The organism is Arthrobacter sp. 10T44 (assembly GCF_056393885.1).
The window spans coordinates 99,151-122,456 of record NZ_JBFTGT010000007.1 but is presented as its reverse complement, the minus strand read 5'-3'; the positions used below and the strand labels follow the sequence as shown (position 1 = coordinate 122,456).

19 protein-coding genes are annotated in these 23,306 nt (G+C 68.4%); 7 read left to right on the top strand and 12 right to left on the bottom strand.

The window, feature by feature from the left end; all coding sequences use genetic code 11:
• Position 1 precedes the first annotated feature (1 nt).
• The 4 genes from AC1DBL_RS12925 to AC1DBL_RS12910 all read left to right on the top strand — a co-directional run bounded on the left by AC1DBL_RS12925 (position 2) and on the right by AC1DBL_RS12910 (position 5,965).
• Positions 2–3,013, top strand: a complete 3,012-nt coding sequence (locus tag AC1DBL_RS12925) for a bifunctional [glutamine synthetase] adenylyltransferase/[glutamine synthetase]-adenylyl-L-tyrosine phosphorylase (RefSeq protein ID WP_476926270.1) — start codon at positions 2–4, stop codon at positions 3,011–3,013.
• 186 nt (positions 3,014–3,199) lie between these two features.
• Positions 3,200–4,645 (top strand): amino acid ABC transporter substrate-binding protein/permease, encoded by a 1,446-nt coding sequence (locus AC1DBL_RS12920; protein ID WP_441418934.1) that lies wholly within the window; start codon positions 3,200–3,202, stop codon positions 4,643–4,645.
• A complete protein-coding gene (locus tag AC1DBL_RS12915) occupies positions 4,642–5,391 on the top strand; it encodes an amino acid ABC transporter ATP-binding protein (RefSeq protein WP_441418864.1) in 750 nt (249 codons plus the stop codon). Before AC1DBL_RS12920 ends, AC1DBL_RS12915 begins: the two co-directional genes overlap by 4 nt.
• Positions 5,392–5,449: 58 nt before the next feature.
• Positions 5,450–5,965 (top strand): GNAT family N-acetyltransferase, encoded by a 516-nt coding sequence (locus AC1DBL_RS12910; protein ID WP_441418863.1) that lies wholly within the window; start codon positions 5,450–5,452, stop codon positions 5,963–5,965.
• Between the two features lie 63 nt (positions 5,966–6,028).
• Here the strand turns inward: AC1DBL_RS12910 and AC1DBL_RS12905 are convergent, their stop codons facing one another.
• The 3 genes from AC1DBL_RS12905 to glnA all read right to left on the bottom strand — a co-directional run bounded on the left by AC1DBL_RS12905 (position 6,029) and on the right by glnA (position 8,407).
• Positions 6,029–6,322, bottom strand: a complete 294-nt coding sequence (locus tag AC1DBL_RS12905; protein ID WP_476926269.1) for a DUF6221 family protein — start codon at positions 6,320–6,322, stop codon at positions 6,029–6,031.
• 21 nt (positions 6,323–6,343) lie between these two features.
• Positions 6,344–6,793 carry a hypothetical protein gene (locus tag AC1DBL_RS12900; protein WP_476926268.1) on the bottom strand — a complete coding sequence of 150 codons (450 nt, stop codon included), beginning with the start codon at positions 6,791–6,793 and terminating at the stop codon, positions 6,344–6,346.
• Positions 6,794–6,982: 189 nt separating this feature from the next.
• Positions 6,983–8,407: a type I glutamate--ammonia ligase gene (gene glnA / locus AC1DBL_RS12895; protein ID WP_138769611.1), complete on the bottom strand. Its 1,425-nt coding sequence runs from the start codon at positions 8,405–8,407 to the stop codon at positions 6,983–6,985.
• A gap of 298 nt (positions 8,408–8,705) precedes the next feature.
• Here glnA and AC1DBL_RS12890 point away from each other — a divergent pair, with 298 nt between their 5' ends.
• Entirely contained in the window at positions 8,706–9,143 is a 438-nt protein-coding gene (locus AC1DBL_RS12890; RefSeq protein ID WP_441418860.1) for an RDD family protein, read from the top strand.
• Positions 9,144–9,303: 160 nt separating this feature from the next.
• Here the strand turns inward: AC1DBL_RS12890 and AC1DBL_RS12885 are convergent, their stop codons facing one another.
• From AC1DBL_RS12885 to lipB, 4 genes are all read right to left on the bottom strand, one after another.
• Positions 9,304–9,666: a DUF3817 domain-containing protein gene (locus AC1DBL_RS12885; RefSeq protein WP_476926267.1), complete on the bottom strand. Its 363-nt coding sequence runs from the start codon at positions 9,664–9,666 to the stop codon at positions 9,304–9,306.
• A gap of 167 nt (positions 9,667–9,833) precedes the next feature.
• Positions 9,834–10,595, bottom strand: a complete 762-nt coding sequence (locus AC1DBL_RS12880; RefSeq protein WP_175321643.1) for a DUF4191 domain-containing protein — start codon at positions 10,593–10,595, stop codon at positions 9,834–9,836.
• Between the two features lie 90 nt (positions 10,596–10,685).
• The gene (lipA, locus tag AC1DBL_RS12875) at positions 10,686–11,693 is read right to left on the bottom strand and encodes a lipoyl synthase (protein WP_175321644.1); all 1,008 of its coding nucleotides are present in this window, start codon (positions 11,691–11,693) and stop codon (positions 10,686–10,688) included.
• On the bottom strand, positions 11,690–12,358 hold the full coding sequence (lipB, locus tag AC1DBL_RS12870) for a lipoyl(octanoyl) transferase LipB (RefSeq protein WP_441418858.1): 669 nt from the start codon (positions 12,356–12,358) through the stop codon (positions 11,690–11,692). Before lipB ends, lipA begins: the two co-directional genes overlap by 4 nt.
• A 107-nt stretch (positions 12,359–12,465) precedes the next feature.
• Here lipB and AC1DBL_RS12865 point away from each other — a divergent pair, with 107 nt between their 5' ends.
• Positions 12,466–14,172 (top strand): serine/threonine-protein kinase, encoded by a 1,707-nt coding sequence (locus AC1DBL_RS12865; RefSeq protein ID WP_476926266.1) that lies wholly within the window; start codon positions 12,466–12,468, stop codon positions 14,170–14,172.
• 25 nt (positions 14,173–14,197) lie between these two features.
• Here the strand turns inward: AC1DBL_RS12865 and AC1DBL_RS12860 are convergent, their stop codons facing one another.
• Positions 14,198–15,091 (bottom strand): TIGR01777 family oxidoreductase, encoded by an 894-nt coding sequence (locus AC1DBL_RS12860; RefSeq protein WP_441418856.1) that lies wholly within the window; start codon positions 15,089–15,091, stop codon positions 14,198–14,200.
• Between the two features lie 74 nt (positions 15,092–15,165).
• On the opposite strand from AC1DBL_RS12860, the gene AC1DBL_RS12855 reads away from it, so the two are divergent.
• Positions 15,166–18,759, top strand: coding sequence for a S41 family peptidase (locus AC1DBL_RS12855; RefSeq protein WP_441418855.1), 3,594 nt, complete (start codon positions 15,166–15,168; stop codon positions 18,757–18,759).
• Positions 18,760–18,830: 71 nt separating this feature from the next.
• Here AC1DBL_RS12855 and AC1DBL_RS12850 read toward each other — a convergent pair whose 3' ends face one another.
• The 4 genes from AC1DBL_RS12850 to lpdA all read right to left on the bottom strand — a co-directional run bounded on the left by AC1DBL_RS12850 (position 18,831) and on the right by lpdA (position 23,238).
• A complete protein-coding gene (locus AC1DBL_RS12850) occupies positions 18,831–19,259 on the bottom strand; it encodes an OsmC family protein (RefSeq protein WP_441418854.1) in 429 nt (142 codons plus the stop codon).
• Between the two features lie 235 nt (positions 19,260–19,494).
• On the bottom strand, positions 19,495–19,845 hold the full coding sequence (locus tag AC1DBL_RS12845) for a hypothetical protein (protein WP_441418853.1): 351 nt from the start codon (positions 19,843–19,845) through the stop codon (positions 19,495–19,497).
• A gap of 96 nt (positions 19,846–19,941) precedes the next feature.
• On the bottom strand, positions 19,942–21,726 hold the full coding sequence (gene sucB, locus AC1DBL_RS12840; RefSeq protein WP_441418852.1) for a 2-oxoglutarate dehydrogenase, E2 component, dihydrolipoamide succinyltransferase: 1,785 nt from the start codon (positions 21,724–21,726) through the stop codon (positions 19,942–19,944).
• A gap of 126 nt (positions 21,727–21,852) precedes the next feature.
• Positions 21,853–23,238 carry a dihydrolipoyl dehydrogenase gene (lpdA, locus tag AC1DBL_RS12835; protein WP_441418851.1) on the bottom strand — a complete coding sequence of 462 codons (1,386 nt, stop codon included), beginning with the start codon at positions 23,236–23,238 and terminating at the stop codon, positions 21,853–21,855.
• Positions 23,239–23,306: the final 68 nt, after the last annotated feature.

Below are 23,306 nucleotides of genomic sequence, written 5' to 3'. Positions count from 1 at the left end.
AGTGAGCCTGGCACGGCGCCTCATCGCCGCGGGTTTTAACGACCTGGACAAGGGCGAGCGGTTCCTGGCCGCCCCGGAGCTGGCGGGCCTGGATGAGGATGCCCTGTTTGCCGGGCTGCAGCTGGCCGCCAACCCGGACACGGCGCTGCAGTCCCTGGTCCGGCTGATCGAGAAACACCCGAAGCTGCGGGACTTGGCCGCGGCCGAGCCGGACCGCAGCGAGCCGCTCTACCGGGTGCTCGGCGCTTCCGAGGCGCTGGGCGAGTTCCTCATCCGGCACCCCGAGCACCTGGACGCCTTCGACACGACGGCCAGCCCCGAGCCGCAGGCAGCCGACGCCGCCGGGATGCGCACCCGGCTGCTGCAGTCGGTCCGCGCCGACCCGAAGGCCGCCCGTCCGGTCGCGGCCGTGACCGGGCAGGAAGGGTACGAGGCCCTCCGCACGGCGTACCGGCGGGGGCTCGTGGAGCTCGCCATCAAAGACCTTTGCGCCGCCGATCCGCTGGACTTCATGCCCGCCGTCGGTGCCGAACTGGCTGACCTGGCCGGCGCCGCGATCGAGGCAGCCCTGGCCGTGTCCCGGGCCGAGGCGGCGGAGCAGTTCAGCGCAGCGGACGTGGCCGACATCGGTCTGGCCGTGATCGGGATGGGCAAGTGCGGCGCCCGCGAACTGAACTACATCTCCGACGTCGACGTCATCTATGTGATCGACGCCGGCGCCCTGGAGGACTCGCGGGCGAACACCATCGGCACCGCCCTGGCCTCGGGGATTTCACGGGCCATCATGTCCACCGGCCGGGAGCCGGGGCTCTGGGAGGTCGACGCCAACCTCCGGCCGGAGGGGAAGTCCGGGCCCCTGGTGCGCACCTTGGCCTCGCACGAGAGCTACTACGCGCGCTGGGCCGAAAGCTGGGAATTCCAGGCCCTGCTCAAGGCCCGCACCATCGCCGGCGACGCCGGGCTCGGCGCCCGCTACGAGGCCGCCGTCGCGCCGCTGATCTGGTCCTCCGCGGGCCGCGAAGGGTTCGTCGAGTCGGTCCGTTCGATGCGCCGCCGGGTCACCGAGCACATCCCGGCCGAGGAGGAGCAGCGGCAGATCAAACTGGGCCGCGGCGGGCTGCGCGACGTCGAATTCACCGTCCAGCTGCTCCAGCTGGTGCACGGCAAATCCGACGAAACCCTGCGCTGCCGGGACACCACCTCGGCCATCGCTGCGCTTTCCGCCGGCGGCTACATCGGACGCTCCGACGCCAAGGAATTCGACCGCGACTACCGGTACCTGCGCCTGCTCGAGCACCGGATCCAGCTCTTCCAGCTGCGCCGCACCCACCTGATGCCGGTCAAGGAAGCGTCGCTGCGCTCCCTCGCCAAGGCGGTGCTGGGCCCGTTCTCGAACGAACGTCCGCACCCGGACGCGCTGCTCAAGGCCTGGCGCCAGACCAAGCGTTCCGTGCGGGAACTGCATGAACGCATCTTTTACCGGCCGCTGCTCAACACCGCGGCCGCGCTGAGCAGCGAGGAGGCCAAGCTCACGCCCGAAGCCGCGCAAGGCCGCCTCGCCGCGCTCGGCTACCTCGATCCTCCCGGCGCCATGCGGCACATCGAGGCGCTAACCGGCGGCGTGAGCCGGCGCGCCGCGCTGCAGCGCCAGCTGCTGCCGATCCTGCTCGGCTGGCTCGCCGAGGGCGTGGACCCCGACGGCGGGCTGCTGGCCTTCCGCCGGGTCAGCGAGGCGCTCGGCACCACGCACTGGTACCTCGGCCTGCTGCGCGATTCGACGGCGGCGGCCGAGCGGCTGTGCCATGTGCTCTCCAATTCCCGGCTCATCTCGGACCTGCTGGAGGTCTCGCCAGAGTCCGTGGCCTGGCTCGGCTCGGACAAGGACCTGGCGCCGCTCAGCTACGAGGCGCAGTGGCTGGAGATCACCTCCAAGATGTCCCGGCACTCGGACCCGGAAAGCGCCATGCGCCTGATCCGGCTGATCAGGCGCCGGGAGATCCTGCGCATCGCCATCGCGGACAGCGCCGGACTGCTGGACCAGGACCAGGTGGGCGCGGCCCTGGCCGATACCGACCGGGCCGCCGTCCTCGGCGCCCTGCGGGTGGCCGAGACGGTTGTTGCCGCCGGGGAACCACTCAAAACCCGGGTGCTGGTGGTGGCTATGGGGCGTCAGGGCGGCCGCGAGATCGGCTACGGCTCGGACGCCGACGTCATGTATGTGCACCGCGGCCTGCCCGGCGTGCCGGAGGACGAGGCGCAACAGCAGGCAGCCCGGATTGTCGGCAAGCTCTCCAGCCTGCTGACCCAGCCGCTCAAACCTGCCATCCTGGCCGAACGCGTGCTGATGGTGGACGCGGACCTGCGCCCGGAGGGCAAGAGCGGACCGATGGTGCGTTCGCTGGAGTCCTACGCCGAGTACTACCGCCGCTGGTCCCTCATCTGGGAGGCCCAGGCGCTGCTGCGTGCCCGGCCGATGGCCGGCGACGACGAACTTGCCGCCGATTTCGTAGCGCTGATCGATCCCATCCGCTACCCGGAGACCGTTGCGGAGCAGGATGTCCGTGAGGTCAGGCGGGTCAAGGCCCGCATGGAGTCCGAACGTCTGCCACGCGGCGCGGACCCGGCCCGGCACCTGAAACTGGGCCGCGGCGGCCTGAGCGACGTCGAATGGCTCGCGCAGCTGCTGCAGCTGCGGCATGCCGGCAGGCATCCGGAGCTGCGGACGACTTCCACCGTCCAGGCCCTCGAAGCAGCCGCCAGCCTGGAGCTGCTGGAGGCCGGGGAAGTGGTGCTGCTGCTGCGGGCCTGGCGGCTGGCGAGCCGGATCCGCTCCGCCAACGTGATCTGGACCGGACGCGCCTCGGACGTGCTGCCGTCCTCGCGCCGCGACCTGGAAGCCGTGGCCCGCTGGTGCGGCTACGGCCACGGCAACGCCGCCGAGCTTGAGGAGGACTACCTGCGGCTCAGCCGGCGGGCACGGGCCGTCTTCGAGCGCGTCTTCTACGGCCAGTAGGCGGCCGGGCCGACATCTGCCTCGCCGTCGGTCAAATGCGGGTAGCCTCGAGGGGTACTTTGCCGGTCCTCCGGACCGGCTGCCGCACTTACCTAGGGGTTGTTTAACTTGCCCAGACTCCAGCAGACCGGGGCCGCCCGGCCGCGGACGGCCACGGTCATCGGAGCGTTGCTGGCCTTCGCCGCCATGCTCTTCGGTGCCTCAGGTGCCGCCGCGGCCCCCGCGGCCGCACCCGCAGCGCACCAGTCCGTCGATCGGGCCCAGCCGGCCGCCGCGCCGTCGAGCCTTTCCGGAAAGACCTTCGTCATCGGCACGGACACCACGTTCGCCCCCTTCGAATTCCGTGACGCCGGCGGTGAACTGACCGGAATCGACATGGACATCATCCGTGAGATCGCCAAGAGCCAGGGATTCGCCGTCGAGATCAAGTCGCTCGGCTTCAACGCGGCCCTGCAGGCGCTGTCCTCCAACCAGGTCGACGGCGTGATCGCCGGCATGTCGATCACGGAACCCCGCAAGCAGATCTACGACTTCTCCGACCCGTACTTCGAATCGGGCGTCCAGATGGCCGTCGCCAAGTCCAACAAGGACATCGAGGGCTACGAGGACCTCAAGGGTAAGACGGTCACCGCCAAGACCGGCAGCGAGGGCGAGACGTTCGCCAAGTCGATCGCCGGCAAGTACGGCTTCACGGTCAAGTCCCTGGACCAGTCCGCCACCATGTACGAACTCGTGAAGTCCGGCAACGCCGTCGCAGTCTTCGATGACTACCCGGTGCTGGCCTACGGGATCAGCCAGAACAACGGCCTCAAGGCCGTGTCCGAGAAGGAAAAGGGCGGCTCCTACGGTTTTGCCGTCAACAAGGGCAAGAACCCGGAACTGCTGAAGGCGTTCAACACCGGGTTGGCGGAGCTGAAGTCCAGCGGCAAGTACCAGGAAATCCTGGACAAGTACCTCAAGGACCCCACGCAGGCCGCCCAGTCCAGCTTCTGGGAGCTGCTGGCCAACAGCTTCCCCGCCCTGATGAAGGGCCTCGGGAACACCGTCCTGGTCACCGCGATTTCCTTCGCCCTGGCCATGCTGATCGGCCTTTTCATGGGGTTCATGAAGATCTCCACGAGCGCGCTGCTGCGCGGGATCGCCACCACCTTCGTCAGCATCTTCCGCGGGACCCCGCTGCTGGTCTGGGCCTTCTTTTTCTACTTCGGCATCCCGCAGCTAACCGGCCAGCCGATCGACATCTGGGTGGCTGGCGTGCTGACCCTCAGCCTCAACGCCGGCGCCTACATCACCGAAATCGTCCGGGGCTCCATCCAGTCCGTGGACCCGGGCCAGCTCGAAGCCAGCCGCAGCCTGGGCCTGGGCTACGCGAAATCCATGCAGAAAGTCGTGGTCCCGCAGGCGTTCAAGATCATGACGCCGTCCCTGATCAACCAGCTCATCATCATGCTCAAGGACAGCTCGCTGCTGCTCGCCATCGGCTTCGCCGAACTGCTTTACCAGGGCCAGCAGATCTACGCCGGGAACTTCCGGATCACCGAAACCCTGCTGATCGTCGCGGTCCTGTACTTCGTGGTGATCATGCTGCTGACCAAGCTGGCCAACGTTGCGGATAAGAGGTTCAACAAATGAGCACGGCAGTCACTGCACCCAGCAAGATTTCCGTCCGGGAGCTGAAGAAGTCCTTCGGCGCCAATGAAGTCCTCAAGGGCATTAACGCGGAGGTTGCCGAAGGCGAGGTGGTCTGCGTGATCGGGCCCTCCGGCTCCGGCAAATCCACTTTCCTGCGCTGCCTGAACAAGCTGGAGGACATAACCGCCGGCCACGTCACGGTGGACGGTTTCGACGTGACCGACCCCAAGGTGGACATCAACGAGGTGCGCCGGCACATCGGCATGGTCTTCCAACACTTCAACCTGTTCCCGCACATGTCCGTGATCGAGAACATCATGCTGGCACCGGTGGAGTCGAAGAAACAGGGCAAGGACGAAGCCCGGGCCAACGCCCTGAAACTGCTGGAGCGCGTTGGTCTCGCCGAGAAGGCCGATGCCCGTCCGGCGTCGCTCTCCGGCGGCCAGAAGCAGCGCGTGGCGATCGCCCGGGCGCTGGCGATGAACCCGGACATCATGCTCTTCGACGAGGCCACATCCGCGCTGGACCCGGAAATGGTCGGCGAGGTGCTGCAGGTGATCAAGGACCTTGCCCGTGAGGGCATGACGATGGTGCTGGTCACCCACGAGATGGGCTTCGCCCGTGAAGTGGCCGACCGAGTGCTGTTCATGGCCGACGGCGTCATCTGCGAGCAGGGCGCTCCGGAGGAGTTGTTCGGCAACCCGCAGCAGCCGCGGACCCGGGAATTCCTCTCCAAGGTCCTCTAGGCGTTGTCCGCCGGGCTGCCCGACGGCGGGGCAGCCCGGCTTTGGATACGCTTCTGATATGTCTGAACACGTGTGGCTGATCGCCTTGAAGAACCTCGACGACGACGCCCGGGCCATCAAGCTCGGGGAGGTCGCCGGACTGGAGCTGGGCGAGGGGCAACGGAAGTTCGTCGGGGATCCGCTGCGGATGATGCTTATGGGACTCGAAGAGGGTAGCCGCTTTCCCTATGTCATGGATTCCAACGGCTCGGCCGTCGGCGTGGCAACCCTGCAGGCCGGGGCCGCACGCGCCGCCGGCTGGGCCGACGACGATTCCGCCTGGCTGCTGCGCGGTTTCCTCGTGGACCGGCGGCAGCAGGGCAGGGGATTCGGTGCGGCCGCGGCAGCCGCGGCCGTGCGTGAAGCCGCCAGGCTCACGTCCGCGCTGGGCGGGGAGCAGCGCGGCGTCGTCCTGTCCGTCAACGAGGCCAACCCGGCGGGTCAGGCCGCCTACCGCAAGGCCGGATTCGAGGACCGCGGGCAATACCTGGGCGGCGACGCCGGCCCGCAGCGGATCATGTACCGGGGGTTTTGAACGGCGCACGAGACAGTCCGCCCGGGCTGCTGATTGTGAGGTTACGTGCGGAACGCGCCGCACTCATTCGTGGGTCGCGGCCCACTCCGGGTCGAAATCTGGGTGGTCCTCGTAACCTGCGGCGAGGATGTTGAGCATGGCGCGGCGGGCCATGGCCAGTTCGCCCTGGGCGTCCGTGCTGTCGAAGAGGTCCGCCGAGGCCCGCTTCCAGCGCGCCAGGATCTCCCGCTTCTGGGCACACTCGGCGCGCATTGGCGCGGCGAGCGGGGGAGACGCGGTGTGGTCCGGAACGGGGGCGTGCCGGAGCTCTGCTTCTTCTTCATCGATTCGAGCTTCTAGAAACTCCACAATATCCACACCACGGATTGTGCCACGCCACTACGCCGGGTGGGAGGTTTCGTCGCCCGGGGGACGATTGTCATCCGCTGAGGTGAGGGCTGCCCGGATGAGCCGGGAGTAGTGCCGGTCATGGGGAGCGAGGCGGTCCAGGTGCGCAGCCAGTTCCTCCACCCGCTCAATCACGGTCCGCCGCTCTTCAACGAGGGCTAGCAGGTAGCGCCTGTCCCGGGCGGACTGGTCGGCCACGCCGCCGACAAATTCGTTCTCGTCTGCCGTGAGTCTTTCCTCAATTGCGGCGAGAGCCGCGTCCGGGGAGTCTGCCGGGGCGGGTGCGGGGGTGGGCGCCGTCGGGGATCCTGCTGGCTCGCCCGGCGTTGCCGCAACCGCCGCCGATTCCCCGAGGCCGTCGCGGCGGTCCAGACGGGAGTAGCCGGGTGCCGGGTCGTCGGCCACGAGGTGTTGGCGTATAAAGCTTCGGAACCGGGACATCACCGCTCCTCGATGTAGTTCCTGGGACCAAGCGTAGCCTCGATTTGGCGGAGACGGACGGCTAATTATCTCCGGGTGCGGCACAAAGCGGCTTGGCCCCGGCCTGGACAGCGCGGCTAAGCGGCACATGACACAAAAAGGCCGGCCCAGAGGTTTCGCGAACCTCCGGACCGGCCTTTTGTCTGCGGGCTAGACGCCGTAGTAGAGCTCGAACTCGTACGGGTTCGGGCGCAGCGAGAGCGGGCGGATCTCGTTCTCGTACTTGTACTCGATCCACGTGTCGATCAGGTCCTGGGTGAAGACGCCGCCGGCCTGCAGGAACTCGTTGTCCTCGGCCAGGGCTTCCAGGGCTTCCTCCAGCGTGCCCGGGGCCTTGGGGATGTCCTTGGCTTCCTCGGCGGGGAGCTCGTAGAGGTCCTTGTCGATCGGAGCCGGCGGTTCGATGCGGTTGCGGATGCCGTCAATGCCGGCCATCAGCTGGGCCGCGAAGGCCAGGTACGGGTTGGAGGAGGGGTCCGGAGCGCGGAACTCGATGCGCTTGGCCTTCGGGTTCGAGCCCGTGATCGGGATGCGGATACCGGCGGAGCGGTTGCCCTGCGAGTACACCATGTTGACCGGAGCTTCGAAGCCCTTGACCAGGCGGCGGTAGGAGTTCACCGTCGGGTTGGTGAAGGCCAGGACGGCGGAGGAGTGCTTCAGCAGGCCGCCGATGTACCAGCGGGCGGTGTCGGACAGGCCCGCGTAGCCCTTCTCGTCGTAGAAGAGCGGCTCGCCGCCGTTCCACAGCGACTGGTGGCAGTGCATGCCCGAGCCGTTGTCACCGAAGACCGGCTTCGGCATGAAGGTAACCGACTTGCCCCAGGCATCGGCGGTGTTCTTGATGACGTACTTGAACTTCTGCAGGTCATCGGCCGCGTGGGTCAGGGTGGTGAACTTGTAGTTGATCTCAGCCTGGCCGGCGGAACCGACCTCGTGGTGGCTGCGCTCGACCTCAAGGCCGGCCTCATCCAGCGCGATGCACATGGCGTCGCGCAGGTCGGCCTGCTTGTCGGTCGGGGAGACCGGGAAGTAACCGCCCTTGACGGGGGTCTTGTAACCGAGGTTTCCGCCTTCTTCTTCGCGGCCGGTGTTCCAGTGGGCTTCCTCGGAGTCGATCTTGTAGAAGCTGCCCTGCGGGGAGGACTGGTACTGAACGTTGTCGAAGACGAAGAACTCGGCCTCGGGGGCGAAGAACGCGGTGTCGGCAATGCCGGTGGAGGCCAGGTAGGCCTCGGCCTTCTCGGCCACGCCGCGGGGATCGCGGTGGTACGGGTCGCCCGTGCGCGGGTTCACGATGGAGAAGTTCAGCGCGAGGGTCTTCTCGATGCGGAAGGTGTCAACGAACGCCGTCGTGACGTCCGGGATGAGCTGCATGTCCGACTCGGCGATGCCCTGGAAACCGCGGATCGACGATCCGTCGAAAAGCTGGCCGTTGACGAAGAAGTCCGCGTCAACACTCTTGGCGGGGACGTTGAAGTGCTGCTGAACGCCCGGGAGGTCGGTGAAGCGGATATCAACGAATTTGATGTCTTCGTCTTTGATGAACTTGAGGACTTCGTCCGCAGTCTTGAACATCTATGCTCCTTACGCATATGAAAGATCTGGCCGTGAGGCCGTGTGGTCCAGCGCAGTCCGACGTCGGGGAAAACGCAGTGTTCACCCCGCCTACGGTGCCGCTAGCAACTGTTACCACCCTAAGGACACGGGATTTCCCCGCGGTGTCCGCTTTGTTTCGGGCAGGTTACAGAATGCGCTGACGTGTTAAAGCTAGTCGCTGTCCACAGTGTGGCCTATCCGGGTCCGCTCTGTGACCGCCCAGCGTCCAGATGGTGAACACCCCCGAGGGCCGCCCGGGAGCCGATAGGCTTGGGGGGTGGTTGATCGTAAAGACATAGGCTCGTGGCTCAGCGGACCGGACACGTCCGGCATCTCCAAGTATCCGGGGGAGCGGCTGGGCCTGCCCGAGTCCGGCCCCGGCTCGATTGCCCGCGCGGGCCGGCGGATCCTGGCCATCTGCATCGACTGGGGGATCGCTCTGTTGATCAGCAACTTCGCTTTTGGCGGGAACTCCTGGGCCACGCTGGCGGTGTTCGCCGTCGAACAGGCCCTGCTGGTCGGAACCCTGGGCTACAGCATCGGGCACCGGATCATGGGGATCCACGTCATCCGGCTTGGCGGCGGTCCGGCGGGTCCGCTCCCGGCCCTGGTCCGGAGCGTGCTGCTTTGCCTGGTGATTCCCGCCGTCATCTTCGACCCGGACCACCGCGGCCTGCACGACAAGGCCATGAACACGGTGCTCGTCCGGATGTAGCCGCCGCGGGGTTGGGCTTCGGCGACGAACCGCCGCCGTTCTGTGCCGAAAGCGGCTGCGAATTGCCGAAAATGGCCGCTATGGCACCCGACTAAGCGGCCGTTTGTGGTGAATGGACGGGCGTGGAGCCGCAAGGTGATCCCTCCGGACCATGCTGACTCTAGACCCGGGTTGTTTCCTCGGCCGGGGTCGATGTGACTCCGTGCGGCCCTTCCGCCAGATAGCCGCGCCCTCCGGCCCAGCGTTCGAACCAGATGGTGGTGAACGGCAGGACCGCGGAGAGCCCTGCGAACAGCGCCACCCGGAACGGCCAGCGCTGCAGCCGCCACAGCGCCAGGGCGGACAAGCCGTAGCCGATGAAGAACGCCCCGTGGACCGGCCCCGCCAGTTCGACGCCCAGTTCGGTGGTCCGGAGCACCCACTTGAGGAACATTCCCACCAGCAGTGCTGCCCAGCTGAATGCTTCGGCGACGGCCAGGATCCGGAAGATCCTGATCACGGCGGTCTTGGCGGGAAATTTCATGGGGCAGTCTCCGGATTCGGTCGTGGCGGTGCCGCGCGCTGAGGCCGGCGCCGGCGTCGTACGGTCGGTCGTAAGGGATAACGCAGGGGTTAAAGTGGACCGCCCCGGCTCCCGGCAAGATGCCGGCAACCGGGGCGCCCCCGAAAAGCTGTGGCCAACGGGCGTCCCTAGCGGCCGCGGGCCGCCTTGCGGTCGGGGCGGGCCTTGTAGGGGTCGATTCCCTTGGGGATCGGCAGGCGGTTGCCGAGCGAGGAGATGCGCTTCGAAACGGTGCTGACCTCGGTCTTGGTCAGTTCGTTCTTCATCTTGCCCATCTTCTTGGCGACCTGGCTGATCGGCACCTGGCCCTCGCCCCGGCCGCTCTCGATCACGTGGATGGTGACGTTGGGCAGGATGCGGGCGAGGCGCTTGCGTTCGCCGTCGAGCAGTGGCTTGACCCGGTGGCTGGGGCCCTCGCTGACCAGTACGACGCCGGGGCGTCCGATGGCGCGGAAGACGGCGTCCTGGGTGCGCGGGTTGACGGCGACCGGCTGGTCCTCGGTGATCCAGCCGCGGCGCAGGGTGCCCAGCGCGGCGCCCGAGGCGCCCGGCTGGTTCTCAATCTGGGCGAACGCGGCGCGCTCGGCGCGGCGGGACAGGATCAGGGTGGCGGCCAGGATGCCCAGCGGAATGCCGATGATCAGGCCCGTGATCCAGTTATCCAGCAGGAACCCGACCAGGAAGCTGACCGCGACGACGCCGAGGAACGCCAGCAGCATGAGCCACGGGACCATCGGATCGTGGCGGCGGGTCATCTGGAAGACTTCCCTGATCTGCTTCAGCCGGCTCGGCTTCTTGGCCTTGGCTTCCTTGGGCTTGCGGGAAAAAAGGCCACGCTTCGGCTCATCGGCTGAAGAAGTGGACGTGCTGGAGTCAGGGAAATTCGCCATAGTGCCTTAATTCTACGTGATGCACGGCTCAGGGCCGGACACCGGATTGCTCCGGTGCCGGCCCTGGGCGGCAATGGTGTGCGGTGTCTGTCAGGAGTGCGCCGCGAGCAGCGAACTGGCTTCCTGGCGGGTGCTGCCGGAGCTTTCGATGTGCGCCAGCTCGGCCGGGATTTCCCAGCCCTTCTTGCGCATCGCGGTGGCCCAGAGCCGGCCGGCACGGTAGGAGGAACGCACCAGCGGTCCGCTCATCACGCCGAGGAAACCGATCTCGTCGGCCTCCTGCTGCAGGTCCACAAACTCCTGCGGCTTGACCCAGCGGTCCACCGGAAGGTGGCGTTCGGAAGGGCGCAGGTACTGGGTAATGGTGATCAGGTCGCAGCCGGCCTCGTGCAGGTCGCGCAGTGCCTCGGAGATCTCCTCGCGGGTCTCTCCCATGCCCAGGATCAGGTTGGATTTCGTGACCATGCCCAGCTTGCGGCCCTGCGTGATGACGTCCAGGGACCGCTCGTAACGGAACGCGGGACGGATCCGCTTGAAGATCCGGGGGACAGTCTCGACGTTGTGCGCGAACACCTCGGGCTTGGAGTCGCAGATCGCCTCGATGTGCTCGGGCTTGCCGGAGAAATCGGGGATCAGGAGTTCGACGCCGGTGCCCGGGTTCAGCTCGTGGATCTTGCGGACCGTCTCGGCGTAGAGCCAGACGCCCTCGTCGGCGAGGTCGTCGCGGGCCACTCCGGTGACGGTGGCGTAGCGCAGCTGCATGGACTGGACCGAGCGGGCCACCTTGGTGGGCTCGAACATGTCCACGGGGGAGGGCTTGCCGGTGTCGATCTGGCAGAAGTCGCAGCGCCGGGTGCACTCGGAGCCGCCGATCAGGAAGGTCGCTTCCTTGTCTTCCCAGCATTCGAAGATGTTGGGGCAGCCGGCCTCTTCACAGACGGTGTGGAGGCCTTCCTTCTTGACGAGGTTCTTGAGCTGGACGAACTCCGGGCCCATCTGGACCTTGGCCTTGATCCACTCGGGCTTCCGTTCCACCGGGGTGGCCGCATTGCGCTGCTCAATACGCAGCATCTTCCGGCCTTCTGGTGCCAGTGTCACAGTAGAGCTCCTTCGTGGGTTGCAACTAGGGCTTCTTCATTGTTGCGCAGTTCCTCGGTGATCCGCGACACGAGGTCTGCCGGGGCGACATCCCGGCCGGTCTCCTGCGCGATCGTGGTGACGCCGGCGTCGGTGATGCCGCAGGCGATGATCTGGCCGTAGGGGGCGAGGTCATTGTTGCAGTTGATGGCGAAGCCGTGCATGGTGACGCCCTCGTGGACCCGGATGCCGATCGCGGCAATTTTGCGCGCCGGGCCCTTCTCGTCCTGCTCGATCCAGACGCCGGCACGGCCCTTGATCCGGACGGCGTCGATGCCGTAGTCGGCCAGGACAGCGATGATGACGGCTTCGAGCCGTTCGACGTAGTCACGGATGCCGGCCGGGTTCTTCAGCTTGATGATGGGATAGCCCACCAGCTGGCCCGGGCCATGCCAGGTCAGTTTGCCGCCGCGGTCCACCGGCACCACGGGGGTCCCGTCGAAGGGGCGTTCGTGGTCCTCGGTGCGTTTACCTGCGGTGTAGACCGGGGAATGTTCGAGCAGCAGAACGGTGCTGGGTGCGGTTCCGGCGACGACTTTCTCGTGGAGTTCGCGCTGGATGTCCCAGCCGCGGGTGTAGTCGACGAATTCAGGGGCGAGACCCAGCTGGGAGAACTCAAGAGTCATGGCATCCAGCTTAGTCCTCGGCTGTCGCGCCCACCGATTCTGTGGTGAAGCTCTCATGCCTGTGGATAACTCCTGCAGGGAAATCGAAGATCCGCTATTCCTAAACCATGGATGATTACGAACGGTCCGCGTCCCCTGCTTCCGCTTCCGATCCCGCCCCGGCCCCGGAGGTTTCCGGATACGACGTCGGGCGGCTGCTGGGCCGCGGCGGCAGCGCCGCCGTCTGGCTCGCCACTGACCACGTGACGCGGCGTGACGTGGCGCTGAAGTGCTTCAACGCCGTCGGTCCAGCGGGAGAGCCGCAGCGGGAACGACGACGGGCGGTGGATGCCGAGGAAGCCGTGCGGCGTGAGGTGCGGATCCTCTCCGCCCTTGACCATGAGCACCTCGTCAAGGCGCATGCCGTGGTGCGGGTGGCTTATGGGACCAGCGGCGGCCCCGGGCTGGGGCTTGTGCTCGACTACGCCGCCGGCGGCTCGCTAGCCGAACTCCTTGGGGCCCGGGGCAGCCTGGCGCCGGGGGAGACCGTCACGGTGCTGACCCCGATCGCCCAGGCGCTGGCGTACCTGCACCGGAACGGATTTACCCATGGCGACGTCTCACCGGGCAACGTGCTGTTCACTGCGCAGGGAAAGCCGCTGCTGGCCGACCTCGGGGTGGGGCGGATGCTGGCGGAGCCGCAGGATGCCTCCGGCGCCGGCACGGACGGGTTCCGTGACCCGGCCCCGGTGGATGCCGTCCGGGCCGGGCTCCAGCCTGAAAGGGATGTCTACTCCGTGGCGGCGCTGGGCTGGTTTTGCCTCACCGGCCGGGCGCCGGAGCCGGAACCCCAGCGTCCGCCGCTGCCGCTGCTGGTTCCCGCCGTTCCGGCGGAGCTCGCGGACGCGCTCGAGGCGGGACTGTGCAGTGACCGACGCCGGCGGCCGTCGGCCGCGGAGCTGGCCGAGGCGATTTTCCGCGGCGCCCCGGCGGCGCCCGTGGATCTTTCCGTGTCGGTGCATTCGACCGTGCTGCCGCAACTGCTGACCCGGCGCTCCCTTCCGGCCGGCGCGCGGGAAAGGCGGGCGTCGCGGCTGTGGCGCTGGCGGCGCCGGGTGGCGCTGCGCCCCCCGGTCGGACCAAGTGCGCGGCACGCGTCCATGCCGGTGCGCCGCCAGCCGGGAGCTCGGCCGGGCGTCCGGCCGGGAATTAGGCGCGTGAGCGTTCGGCGTGGCCTGGCGGTCCTCGTGACGGCGGTGCTCTTCACGGCGGCAGGCGTCTTCGGGACGTTGCTGCTCGCCGGGAGGCTGGCGGTGGGGGAATGGGCCCCTGAGGTCCGGCCGCTGTCCGGACCGGCAGCGGTACCGGTGACCGGGGCTGCCACCGATCCGCAGGTCGCGGCGGCCGGAGCCGTGCCGCCCGCTCTGCAGAAGCTGCTCGCCGCGCCACGGCCCGAAGACGCGGTGCGCGGCCTCGCTGGCCTCCGTTCCTACGCCTTGAGCACGGGGAACCTCGGGCTTCTGGAACAGGTCAATGCGCCCGCGTCCCCTGCCGCGGCAGCAGACGCCGGCGTCGGCTCCCGGCTGGCGGTGTCCGGCCACGTCCTCGACGGCTTCGAAGCCCGCCTGAGCCTGGTCAAGCGGCAGCCGGAGAGCACAGCCGCGCGGGCCGTGGTGTCGCTCAGCGTGGCCTCGCCGTCGTACCGGGAGCGCGACGCCGCGGGGACGGTGGTGGCCGAGGCGGCGGCCGTCCCGCAACAGCGGCTTCGCCTGGTGCTGGTGCCGGTGGACGGCAAATGGCGGATCCAGGAGGTCCTCCGCGCCGCCGGGGACTAGGACGGGCGCCTCCGGCGCCGCCCGGTCAGCCGCGGGCCGCCACCCAGGCCGCGGCCTGGGCCAGCGAGGGGTGCTGCCACTGGAACCCGGCGCCGGCCAGGGCAGCCGGTTCCATCCGCTGGCTGGCGAGCAGCAATTCATTGGCCAGTTGGCCCATCACGAGGCGCAGTACGGGCGCCGGCACCCGCAACAGAGCCGGCCGGTGGAGTGATTCGGCCAGCCGGGAGATCAACGAATTCACGTCCGCGCTCTCCGGGGCGCAGACGTTCACCGGTCCGGCCAGCGGCGCGGTGAGCAGGAAGTTGAAAGCGCCGGCCACGTCCGGAAGCGTGATCCACGGCCAGTACTGCCGGCCGTTACCCAGCGGGCCGCCCACGCCCAGGCGCAGCAGCGGCAGGAGCCGGCCGAGGGCGCCGCCGCTGCGGCTCAGGACGACGCCGGTGCGCGCGGTAACAACGCGGACCCCGGCCGGCGCCTCCTGGGCCGCGGCCTCCCAGTCGGCGCAGATCCGGGCCAGCACGCCGCTGCCGGCCGGCGCGTTCTCGCGCAGCACCGCCTGACCGGCATTTCCGTAGTAACCGGAGGCGGACTGGCTCAGGAAGACCGGCGGCGGGTTGTCCATCCGGCCCATCGCCGCGGTCAGGGTCCGCGTCGGGCCCAGCCGCGAGGCGCTGAGCTCGTTGATCCGGCCCCGCGTCCACGGCCGGTCGCCGATCCCGGCACCGGAGAGGTTGATCACCGCGTCCGCACCCTTGAGGGCCGTGTCGTCGATGCGGCCCGCGGCGGGATCCCACTGGAACTCGCCGGGCGAGGCGGGCGGGCGCCGGACCAGGCTCGCGACCTCGTGCCCGCTGTCGCGCAACGTGCTGGAAAGGGCGGTTCCGATCAGCCCGGAGGCGCCTGCTACAAGGATTCGCATGATCCATCTCACCATGCCCGGCACGGCAGGGAAACCTCCCCGGGGCTAGGGGAGGTTTTGACTATGATCGAACGATGACCTCTTCGAGCTACCTCCGTTTCCCGCATCTGCATGGCGATCTGGTCACCTTCGTGGCCGAGGACGACGTCTGGATCGCGCCCCTCGACGGAGGCCGCGCCTGGCGGGTCTCCTCGCTGCAGCTGCCGGCCCGCAACCCGCGGTTCACCCCCGACGGAAAGCGCCTGGTCTGGACGGTCGTCCAGGGGACCGCCCCGGAGGTTGTCACGGCGGACGTCGATGGCGGCGGGTACCGCCAGCTCAGTTACTTCGGCCACAGCTCCACCAAGGTCAAGGGCTTCACCCCGGACGGCGACGTGGTGGTCACGAGCGCCTTCCGGCAGGCGGACAGCCGCCTCACGCACGCCTACAGCCTGCCCGTCGACGGCGGCTGGGCCGAGGAGCTGCCCTACGGACCGGTCGAGTCCGTGGCCTACGGCACCGTCGTCGGGGATGAACGGCCCGTGGTGCTGGCCAGTGTGCTCTCCCGTGAACCGGCCTGGTGGAAGCGGTACCGGGGCGGCGCCGCCGGGAAGTTGTGGATCGACGCGGACGGCAACGGCGAATTCGAGCGGCTCGCGCCCGAACTTGACGGCAACCTCACCGACCCGATGTGGGTCCAGGGCCGGATCGCCTTCCTCTCCGACCACGAGGGCTACGGCAACCTGTATTCCGTGCTGCCCAACGGCACGGACCTCCGCCGCCACACGGACCACGAGGACTTCTACGTGCGGCACGCGGCCACCGACGGTGAACGGGTGGTCTTTGAGTCCGCAGGCGAACTCTGGCTGCTGGCCGGTCTCGACGCCGACGCGGTCAAGCTCGACGTCACGCTCGGCTCCGCTTCGCAGGCCCGGCGCTCGTCGGCGCTGAAGCCCTCCCGCCACCTCGGTGACGTCATCCCGGACCACACCGGCGACTCCAGCGCTGTGGAAGCCCACGGCACCCTGCACTGGCTGCGGCACAAGGACGGTCCGTCGCGCATCCTCGAGGCGACTCCGGGTGTCCGGGCACGACTGCCGCGCCCCTTCGGTGCCGGCCGGATCGCCTACATCGCGGACCACGAGGGCGCCGAGGCGCTCTACCTCAAGCCCATCGCCGCGCCCGTGCACGGCGGCCACGGATCCGGCAACCACGCATCCGGCGGCCAAGCATCCGGCAACCAGGTGCAGGCCCCCGCACCGGCCGCCGCCGCGGAGGCCGGGCAGGACGCCGACGGCGGGACTCCGCTGCCGCGGCCAGTCTCCGCTGCCGCCCTCACCCGCCCCGACGCCGCGCCGGCGACCGCCGTCGTCGCCGCTGCCGAGGCCGTGCCGGTGGTGGTCGCGGATGCCGCCTCCGGCAGCGCCTCTTCGGGTGGCGGCTCCGCGCCGGAGCAAGCCGACAGCGGTCGACCGACCCGGATCGACTTCCCGAAGCCCAGCCGGGCCAGCGCGATGGAGGCAAGCCCGGACGGCAACTGGATCGCCGTCGGCACCTCCTTCGGCGATATCTTCCTCGCAGACACCCGCACCGGCGCCCTGTCGCTGCTGAGCAGCATCGGCGAGGGCAGCATCGACGGCTTCAGCTGGTCTCCGGACTCGGCGTGGCTGGGCTGGGCCGAGCCGGTCACCTCCTTCGGCTCCAGGACCCGGCTGCGGCTGGCCCGGATCGATCGGGCAGGAACGGCAACGCCCGCCGCGGCCGGGGCGGATAAGCCTGCGATCATCGACGTCACCGACGGCCGCTTCCGGGACGAGTCGCCGGCGTTCACCCCGGACGGCAAATTCCTGGCCTTCCTGTCCAACCGCAGCTTCGACCCGGTGTACGACGGGCACTCCTTCGACCTGTCCTTCCCGAGTCCGATCAAGCCCTACCTCGTGGCCCTGGCAGCCGACACACCGTCCCCGTTCGGGCCGAGCGTCGCACTCCCCGAAGACTCGGAGGATTCCCGGGACGGGGCCGCCGCCGAAAGCGGTGCCGGAGACGCAGCCAAAACCGCCGCGCCGGTCAGGGTCGACGCCGAGGGCCTGGCGCACCGCGTCATCAGCGTCCCGGTCCCGCAGGGCAACTACTCGGACCTAGCCGCCACCGCGGGCGCGCTGCTCTGGCTCGACCACGAGCTGGCCGGCGTGACCGGCGACGGCCGGGCCAGCCTGGAGGACAAGAACGCCGCCCCGAGCCTGGTCCGCTTCGACCTCGCCAAGCGCCGAGCCACCACGATCGTCGACGCGCTGGACAGCTACCGGCTCACCGGCGACGGCGAAAAGGTCGTCCTGGTCCAGGACAAGCAGATCCGTGTCTCGCCCGCGGCATCGAAGGCCGACGAGGAATCCGGCCAACTGGTCAAGGTGGATCTGAACCGCATCCGGGTCCGGCTTGACCCGGTCAGTGTGTGGGGCCAGGCCTTCGACGAGGCCTGGCGCCTGCAGCGCGACTTCTTCTGGACCGCGGACATGGCCGGCCAGGACTGGGATTCGGTGCACGCCCGCTACCGGCCGATCGTGGACCGGCTCGGCTCCCACGATGACCTCGTGGACCTGCTCTGGGAACTTCACGGCGAGCTGGGAACCTCCCACGCCTACGTCCGCCCCGCCCTGGTGACGGAGAACGGCAGCAACGGCCAGGGCCGCCTCGGCGCCGACCTCGCGTTCACCGGCGAGGGCTGGGAAATCACCCGCATCCTGGCCGGGGAATCTTCGGACCCGCTGGCCACCTCGCCGCTGACCCGGCCGGGCGTGGACGCGCGGCCCGGGGATGTGTTGCTGGCAATCGACGGCGTCGAACTCTCGGCGTCGCTGACGCCGGCCGTGCAGCTGGCCGGAGCCGCCGGCCGCGCCGTGGAACTGACCCTGCGCAACGGTGCCGGCCACGGCGCCCGGGCAGGGGAGCAGCGCCGCGTCGCCGTCGTGCCGGTCAAGGACGAGGAACGGCTGCGCTACCAGGAATGGGTCGCGTCCAACCGCCGCACCGTGCGGGAAGCCTCGCAGGGCACCTTCGGTTACCTGCACATACCGGACATGATGGCCAACGGCTGGGCGCAGCTGCACCGCGACCTGGATACCGAGACCTCCCTCGACGGCCTGATCGTGGATGTCCGCCGCAACCGCGGTGGCCACACCTCGCAGCTCGTCGCGGAGCTGATCGGCCGCAAGGTGACCGGCTGGAGCATGCCCCGCGGCGAGCGTCCGCGCACCTATCCGCACCACGCACCGCGCGGCCCGGTCATCATCCTCACCGATGAGTTTGCCGGCTCCGACGGCGACATCATCACCCAGGTCTCCAAGCTGCGCGGGATCGGACCGGTCATCGGCACCCGGACCTGGGGCGGCGTCGTCGGTATCGACAACCGGTTCGCCCTGGCGGACGGCACCGGGGTCACCCAGCCGCGCTACGCCACCTGGTTCACCGGCGGCGTGGGCTGGGGCGTAGAAAACTACGGTGTTGCCCCCGACATCGAGGTCTCCTTCCCGCCGCACGCCTATGCGGCCGGCACGGACCCGCAGCTCGAATACGGCATCGGCGCGCTCAAGGAAATGATCCAGGAGCTTCCCACCGACCGCCCGCCGCTCCGCGAGGGCTACCGCACGGTGCGGCCCGCCCCGCTGCCGGCCCGCCGGCAGGGCAACTAGCGCACACGGCGAAGGCCCCCGCTCCGGACAATCCGGGGCGGGGGCCTTCGTGTATCTGCGGTTGCCGGCTGCTAGGCGGCCAGGGTGGCGTCCAGGGTGATCTTGATGCCCGTCAGGGCAGCCGAGACCGGGCAGCCGGTCTTGGCGTCCTCGGCGATGCGCTGGAACTCCTCCTCGGAGATGCCGGGCACCCGGGCGTTCAGGGTGAGGTGGCTGCCGGTGATGCCGGTGCCGGGTTCGAACGTGACGTCGGCCTTGGTGTTGACTTCCTCCGGCGTGTGGCCGGCCTGCGCCAGGGCGTGGCTGAATGCCATCGAGAAGCATGCGGAGTGCGCGGCGGCGATCAGTTCTTCCGGGCTGGTCTTCCCCTCGGCCGCTTCGGCGCGGGCCTTCCAGGTGACGTCGAAGTTGCCGAGCCCGGAGCTGTCGAGGCTGGTGTTGCCCGCCCCCGACATCAGGTCGCCGTTCCATACAGTGTGTGCGGTGCGTGTTGTTGCCATGTCCACTCCTCAGCGTCGTTGAGTCAGCGATCCGGCCAGGTAAGCGGATCCTGCCGTGTCCCATCCTAGGGACTCGGTCCGGTCGCCGCACCCGGTGTCCGCTGTCAGAGAATTGCCTCGACATGGCGGGGCGGCAGGGATAAAGCCCAGCCGCTGTCCCGCCGGGAGGAACGGGTTAACGACGACGGCGGCGCACCCCGGTTGGGGGTACGCCGCCGTCGCTGCGGTCGGGTGCCTACTGCCAGAGGGTGGCGATGGCGACGTTAAGCAGCGCCAGGCCGCCAACGCTGTGGGCGAGGCCCCTGCTGACCGGCTCGTCCTTCTTGTACTTGCGGCTGCCGATGAACGCGAGCACGGCCACGGCGAGGGCGATCACCAGTTTGAGGCCGAGCTTGGCGTAGTTGGCGTCCATGTTCAAGGCCGGGATGAGCCCCATCATGACAATGCCGGTGATGAGCTGGAGGGCGGCGCCGTCGAACTGGCGCGGGTGCACGGTGGGGTTCTTCATCTGGGCGATCCAGATACCCACGATCATGGCGGCGCCGATGATGTGCAGGAAGACCATGATGTTATAGACGATGTTCATGGGACCTAGCTTAGCGACAAAGTGTCCATAAAGAGCGAAGGGCACCTTCCCTTGCGGGGAGGTGCCCTTCTCTCACCCAGATGGATGAGCTGGCTGCTAGAGGCCGAGGTCTGCTTCGAACGCGCCTTCTTCAAGGCGTGCCTTCAGCGTCTGCAGGAAGCGTCCTGCGTCGGCGCCGTCCACCAGGCGGTGGTCGTACGTCAGCGACAGGTACATCATCGAACGGATGGCGATCGAGTCGTCGCCGTTCTCATCGGAGACCACGACGGCGCGCTTGACGATCGCGCCGGTGCCGAGGATGGCCACCTGCGGCTGGTTGATGATCGGGGTGTCGAAGAGGGCGCCCACGGAACCGATGTTGGTGATGCTGAAGGTTCCGCCGGAGAGCTCGTCCGGGCCGATCTTGCCGTTGCGGGTGCGGTCCGCGACGTCGGCGATCTTGCCGGCCAGGCCGGCCAGGTTCAGGTTGCCGGCGTCGGCGATGACCGGAACCAGCAGGCCCTTGTCGGTGTCCACCGCAATCGCCAGGTGCTCGGCGTTGTGGTAGGTGATCTCCTGCTTGTCCTCGTCGTAGGAGGCGTTGACCTTCGGGTGCTGCTTCAGGGCCTCGGCGACGGCCTTGGCAATGAAGGGCAGGAAGGTCAGCTTGGAGCCGTTCTGCGCCTGGAAGGAGTTCTTGGCCTTGGCCCGCAGCTTGGCGACCTTGGTCATGTCCACCTCGTGCACCTGGGTCAGCTGGGTGGAGATGTCCAGCGACTCGCGCATGCGGCGGGCGATGACCTGGCGGATCCGCGGGGCCTTCTGCACGGTGCCGCGCAGCGACGAGGCCTCAGCAGATGCTGCAGGGGACGCTGCTGCCGGGGCTGCGGACGACGCGGCCGGCGCGGAAGCTGCGGCCGCCGGGGCGGCCTTGGCCTCGGCTGCGGCCAGCACGTCCTGCTTGCGGATCCGGCCACCGACGCCGGTGCCGGTCAGCGAGGAGATGTCCACGCCCTGCTGGTTGGCGAGCTTGCGGACCAGGGGAGTGACGTAGCCGGACTCGGCAGGAGTCGCAGCTGCGGCGGGGGCAGCTGCCTGCTTCGGGGCCTCCTGCTTGGGGGCTTCCTGCTGGGGAGCGGCGGCCGGAGCGGGTGCCGCGGGGGCTTCCTGCTTGGGAGCCGCGGCCGGAGCCGGGGCCTCCTGCTTGGGAGCTTCCTGCTTCGGCGCCTCCTGCTTGGGAGCCTCCGGAGCCGGAGCAGCGGCCGGCGCGGCAGCGCCGGAGCCGATCACGGCGAGGACGGAGCCGACCTCGGCCGTTTCATCCTCGGCAACGCGGATTTCCTGCAGCGTGCCGGCGACCGGAGACGGGATCTCGGTGTCGACCTTGTCCGTGGAAACTTCCAGCAGCGGCTCGTCCACTTCGACAGTGTCACCGATGCTCTTGAGCCATCGGGTGACGGTACCTTCGGTGACGCTCTCGCCCAGGGCGGGGAGCGTGACTTCGTGGCCTTCGCCGGCCGGCGCGGCCTCCGCGGCGGGTGCCGGAGCGGCAGCCTCGGCGGCCGGGGCGGGGGTTTCGGCTTCGGGGGCCGGGGCCTCGGCAGCGGACGGCGATTCGGCCGGCGCTTCCTCGGCGGCCGGAGCGGCAGCCTCGGCGGAGCCGGAGCCGTCGCCGATGCGGACCAGAGGTGCTCCGACTTCAGCGGTCTCGTCTTCGGCGACGAGGATTTCCTCGATCACGCCGGCGATCGGAGAGGGGATCTCGGTGTCTACTTTGTCGGTGGAAACTTCGAGCAGGGGCTCGTCCACCTCTACCCGGTCACCGACCTGCTTGAGCCAGCGGGTGACGGTTCCTTCGGTGACGCTCTCACCGAGGGCGGGCAAGTTAACGGATTCAGACATGTCGTCCCCGTTCTCCTTATTGATCTTTAGTGCGGATGGTTGCTGCCTTGTTCGAGCTTAGTGCACCCGGTTTTTCGGGCCGGGTGCACTAAACACGGAGTTCTTGCGGTGCTGCGGGCGGAACTGCTAGCCGTGCAGGGGCTTGCCGGCGAGGGCGAGGTGGGCTTCGCCCAGGGACTCGTTCTGCGTCGGGTGGGCGTGGACCAGCTGGGCCACGTCCTCCGGGTAGGCTTCCCAGTTCACGATCAGCTGGGCCTCGCCGATCTGCTCGCCCATACGGGCGCCGATCATGTGGACGCCGACGACGGGGCCGTCCTTCTGGCGGACCAGCTTGACCAGGCCGGACGTGCCCAGGATGGAGCTCTTGCCGTTGCCGGCGAGGTTGTATTCCTGGGTTTCGACCTGGTCGTCGCCGAACTTGGCCTTGGCGGCCTTCTCGGTGTAGCCGACGGTGGCGATCTCCGGCTCGGAGTAGGTGACCTTGGGGATGTTGACGTCCTCAACGACAACCGGCTTGAGGCCGGCGATTTCCTCGGCCACAAAGATGCCCTGCTGGTAGCCGCGGTGCGCGAGCTGGACGCCCGGGACGATGTCGCCCACGGCGTAGATGTTGCCGACGCCGGTGTGCAGGCGCTCGTTGGTGATGACGAAGCCGCGGTCGATCGTCAGACCGGCTTCTTCGTAACCAAGGTTGGCGGTGACCGGGCCGCGGCCGACGGCGACCAGCATGAGGTCCGCTTCGAAGGTCTTGCCGTCGACGAGGGTGACCTTGACGCCGTCGTCGTTCTGCTCGACGCCCTGGAAGAAGGTGCCGGTGGAGAACTTGATGCCGCGCTTCTTGAACGCACGCTCGAACGCCTTGACGATTGTCGCGTCCTCGTTCGGGACGAGGGAGGGCAGGCCTTCGATGATGGTGACGTCGACCCCGAAGGACTTCCAGACGGAAGCGAACTCGACGCCGATCACGCCGCCGCCGAGGATGATGGCGCTCTTGGGGATGAAGTCCATGGTGAGGGCTTCGTCGGAGGTGATGACCTTGCCGCCGATTTCGAGGCCGGGCAGCGTGCGGGAGTAGGAGCCGGTCGCGAGGACGATGTTCTTGCCCTTGTACGCGGTGCCGTTCACGACGACGGTGTCGGAGCCCTGGAGCTTGCCCTCACCCTCGATGACGGTGATGCCCTTCTTGCCCTTGATGAGGCCCTGGAGACCCTTGAACTTGCCGGCAATGATGCCGTCCTTGTAGGCGTTGACGGCGTTGATGTCGATGCCGTCCAGGGTCACGTTGACACCGTACTTGGCGGAGTCACGGGCGTGGTCGGCCAGTTCCGCGGAGTGCAGCAGGGCCTTGGTGGGGATGCAGCCGTTGTGCAGGCAGGTGCCGCCGAGCTTTCCCTTTTCGATGAGTCCGACGGTAAGGCCGAGCTGGACGGCGCGGAGCGCAGTTGCGTAGCCGCCGCTGCCGCCGCCGAGTACCAGGATGTCGAATTCTTGCGCAGTTGCCTGATCGGCCACTAAAACGCTCCCTCGCGTGAACGATGACACGAGAGTACGCATCATCTGGTCTTGGAACTGTCTGCCGT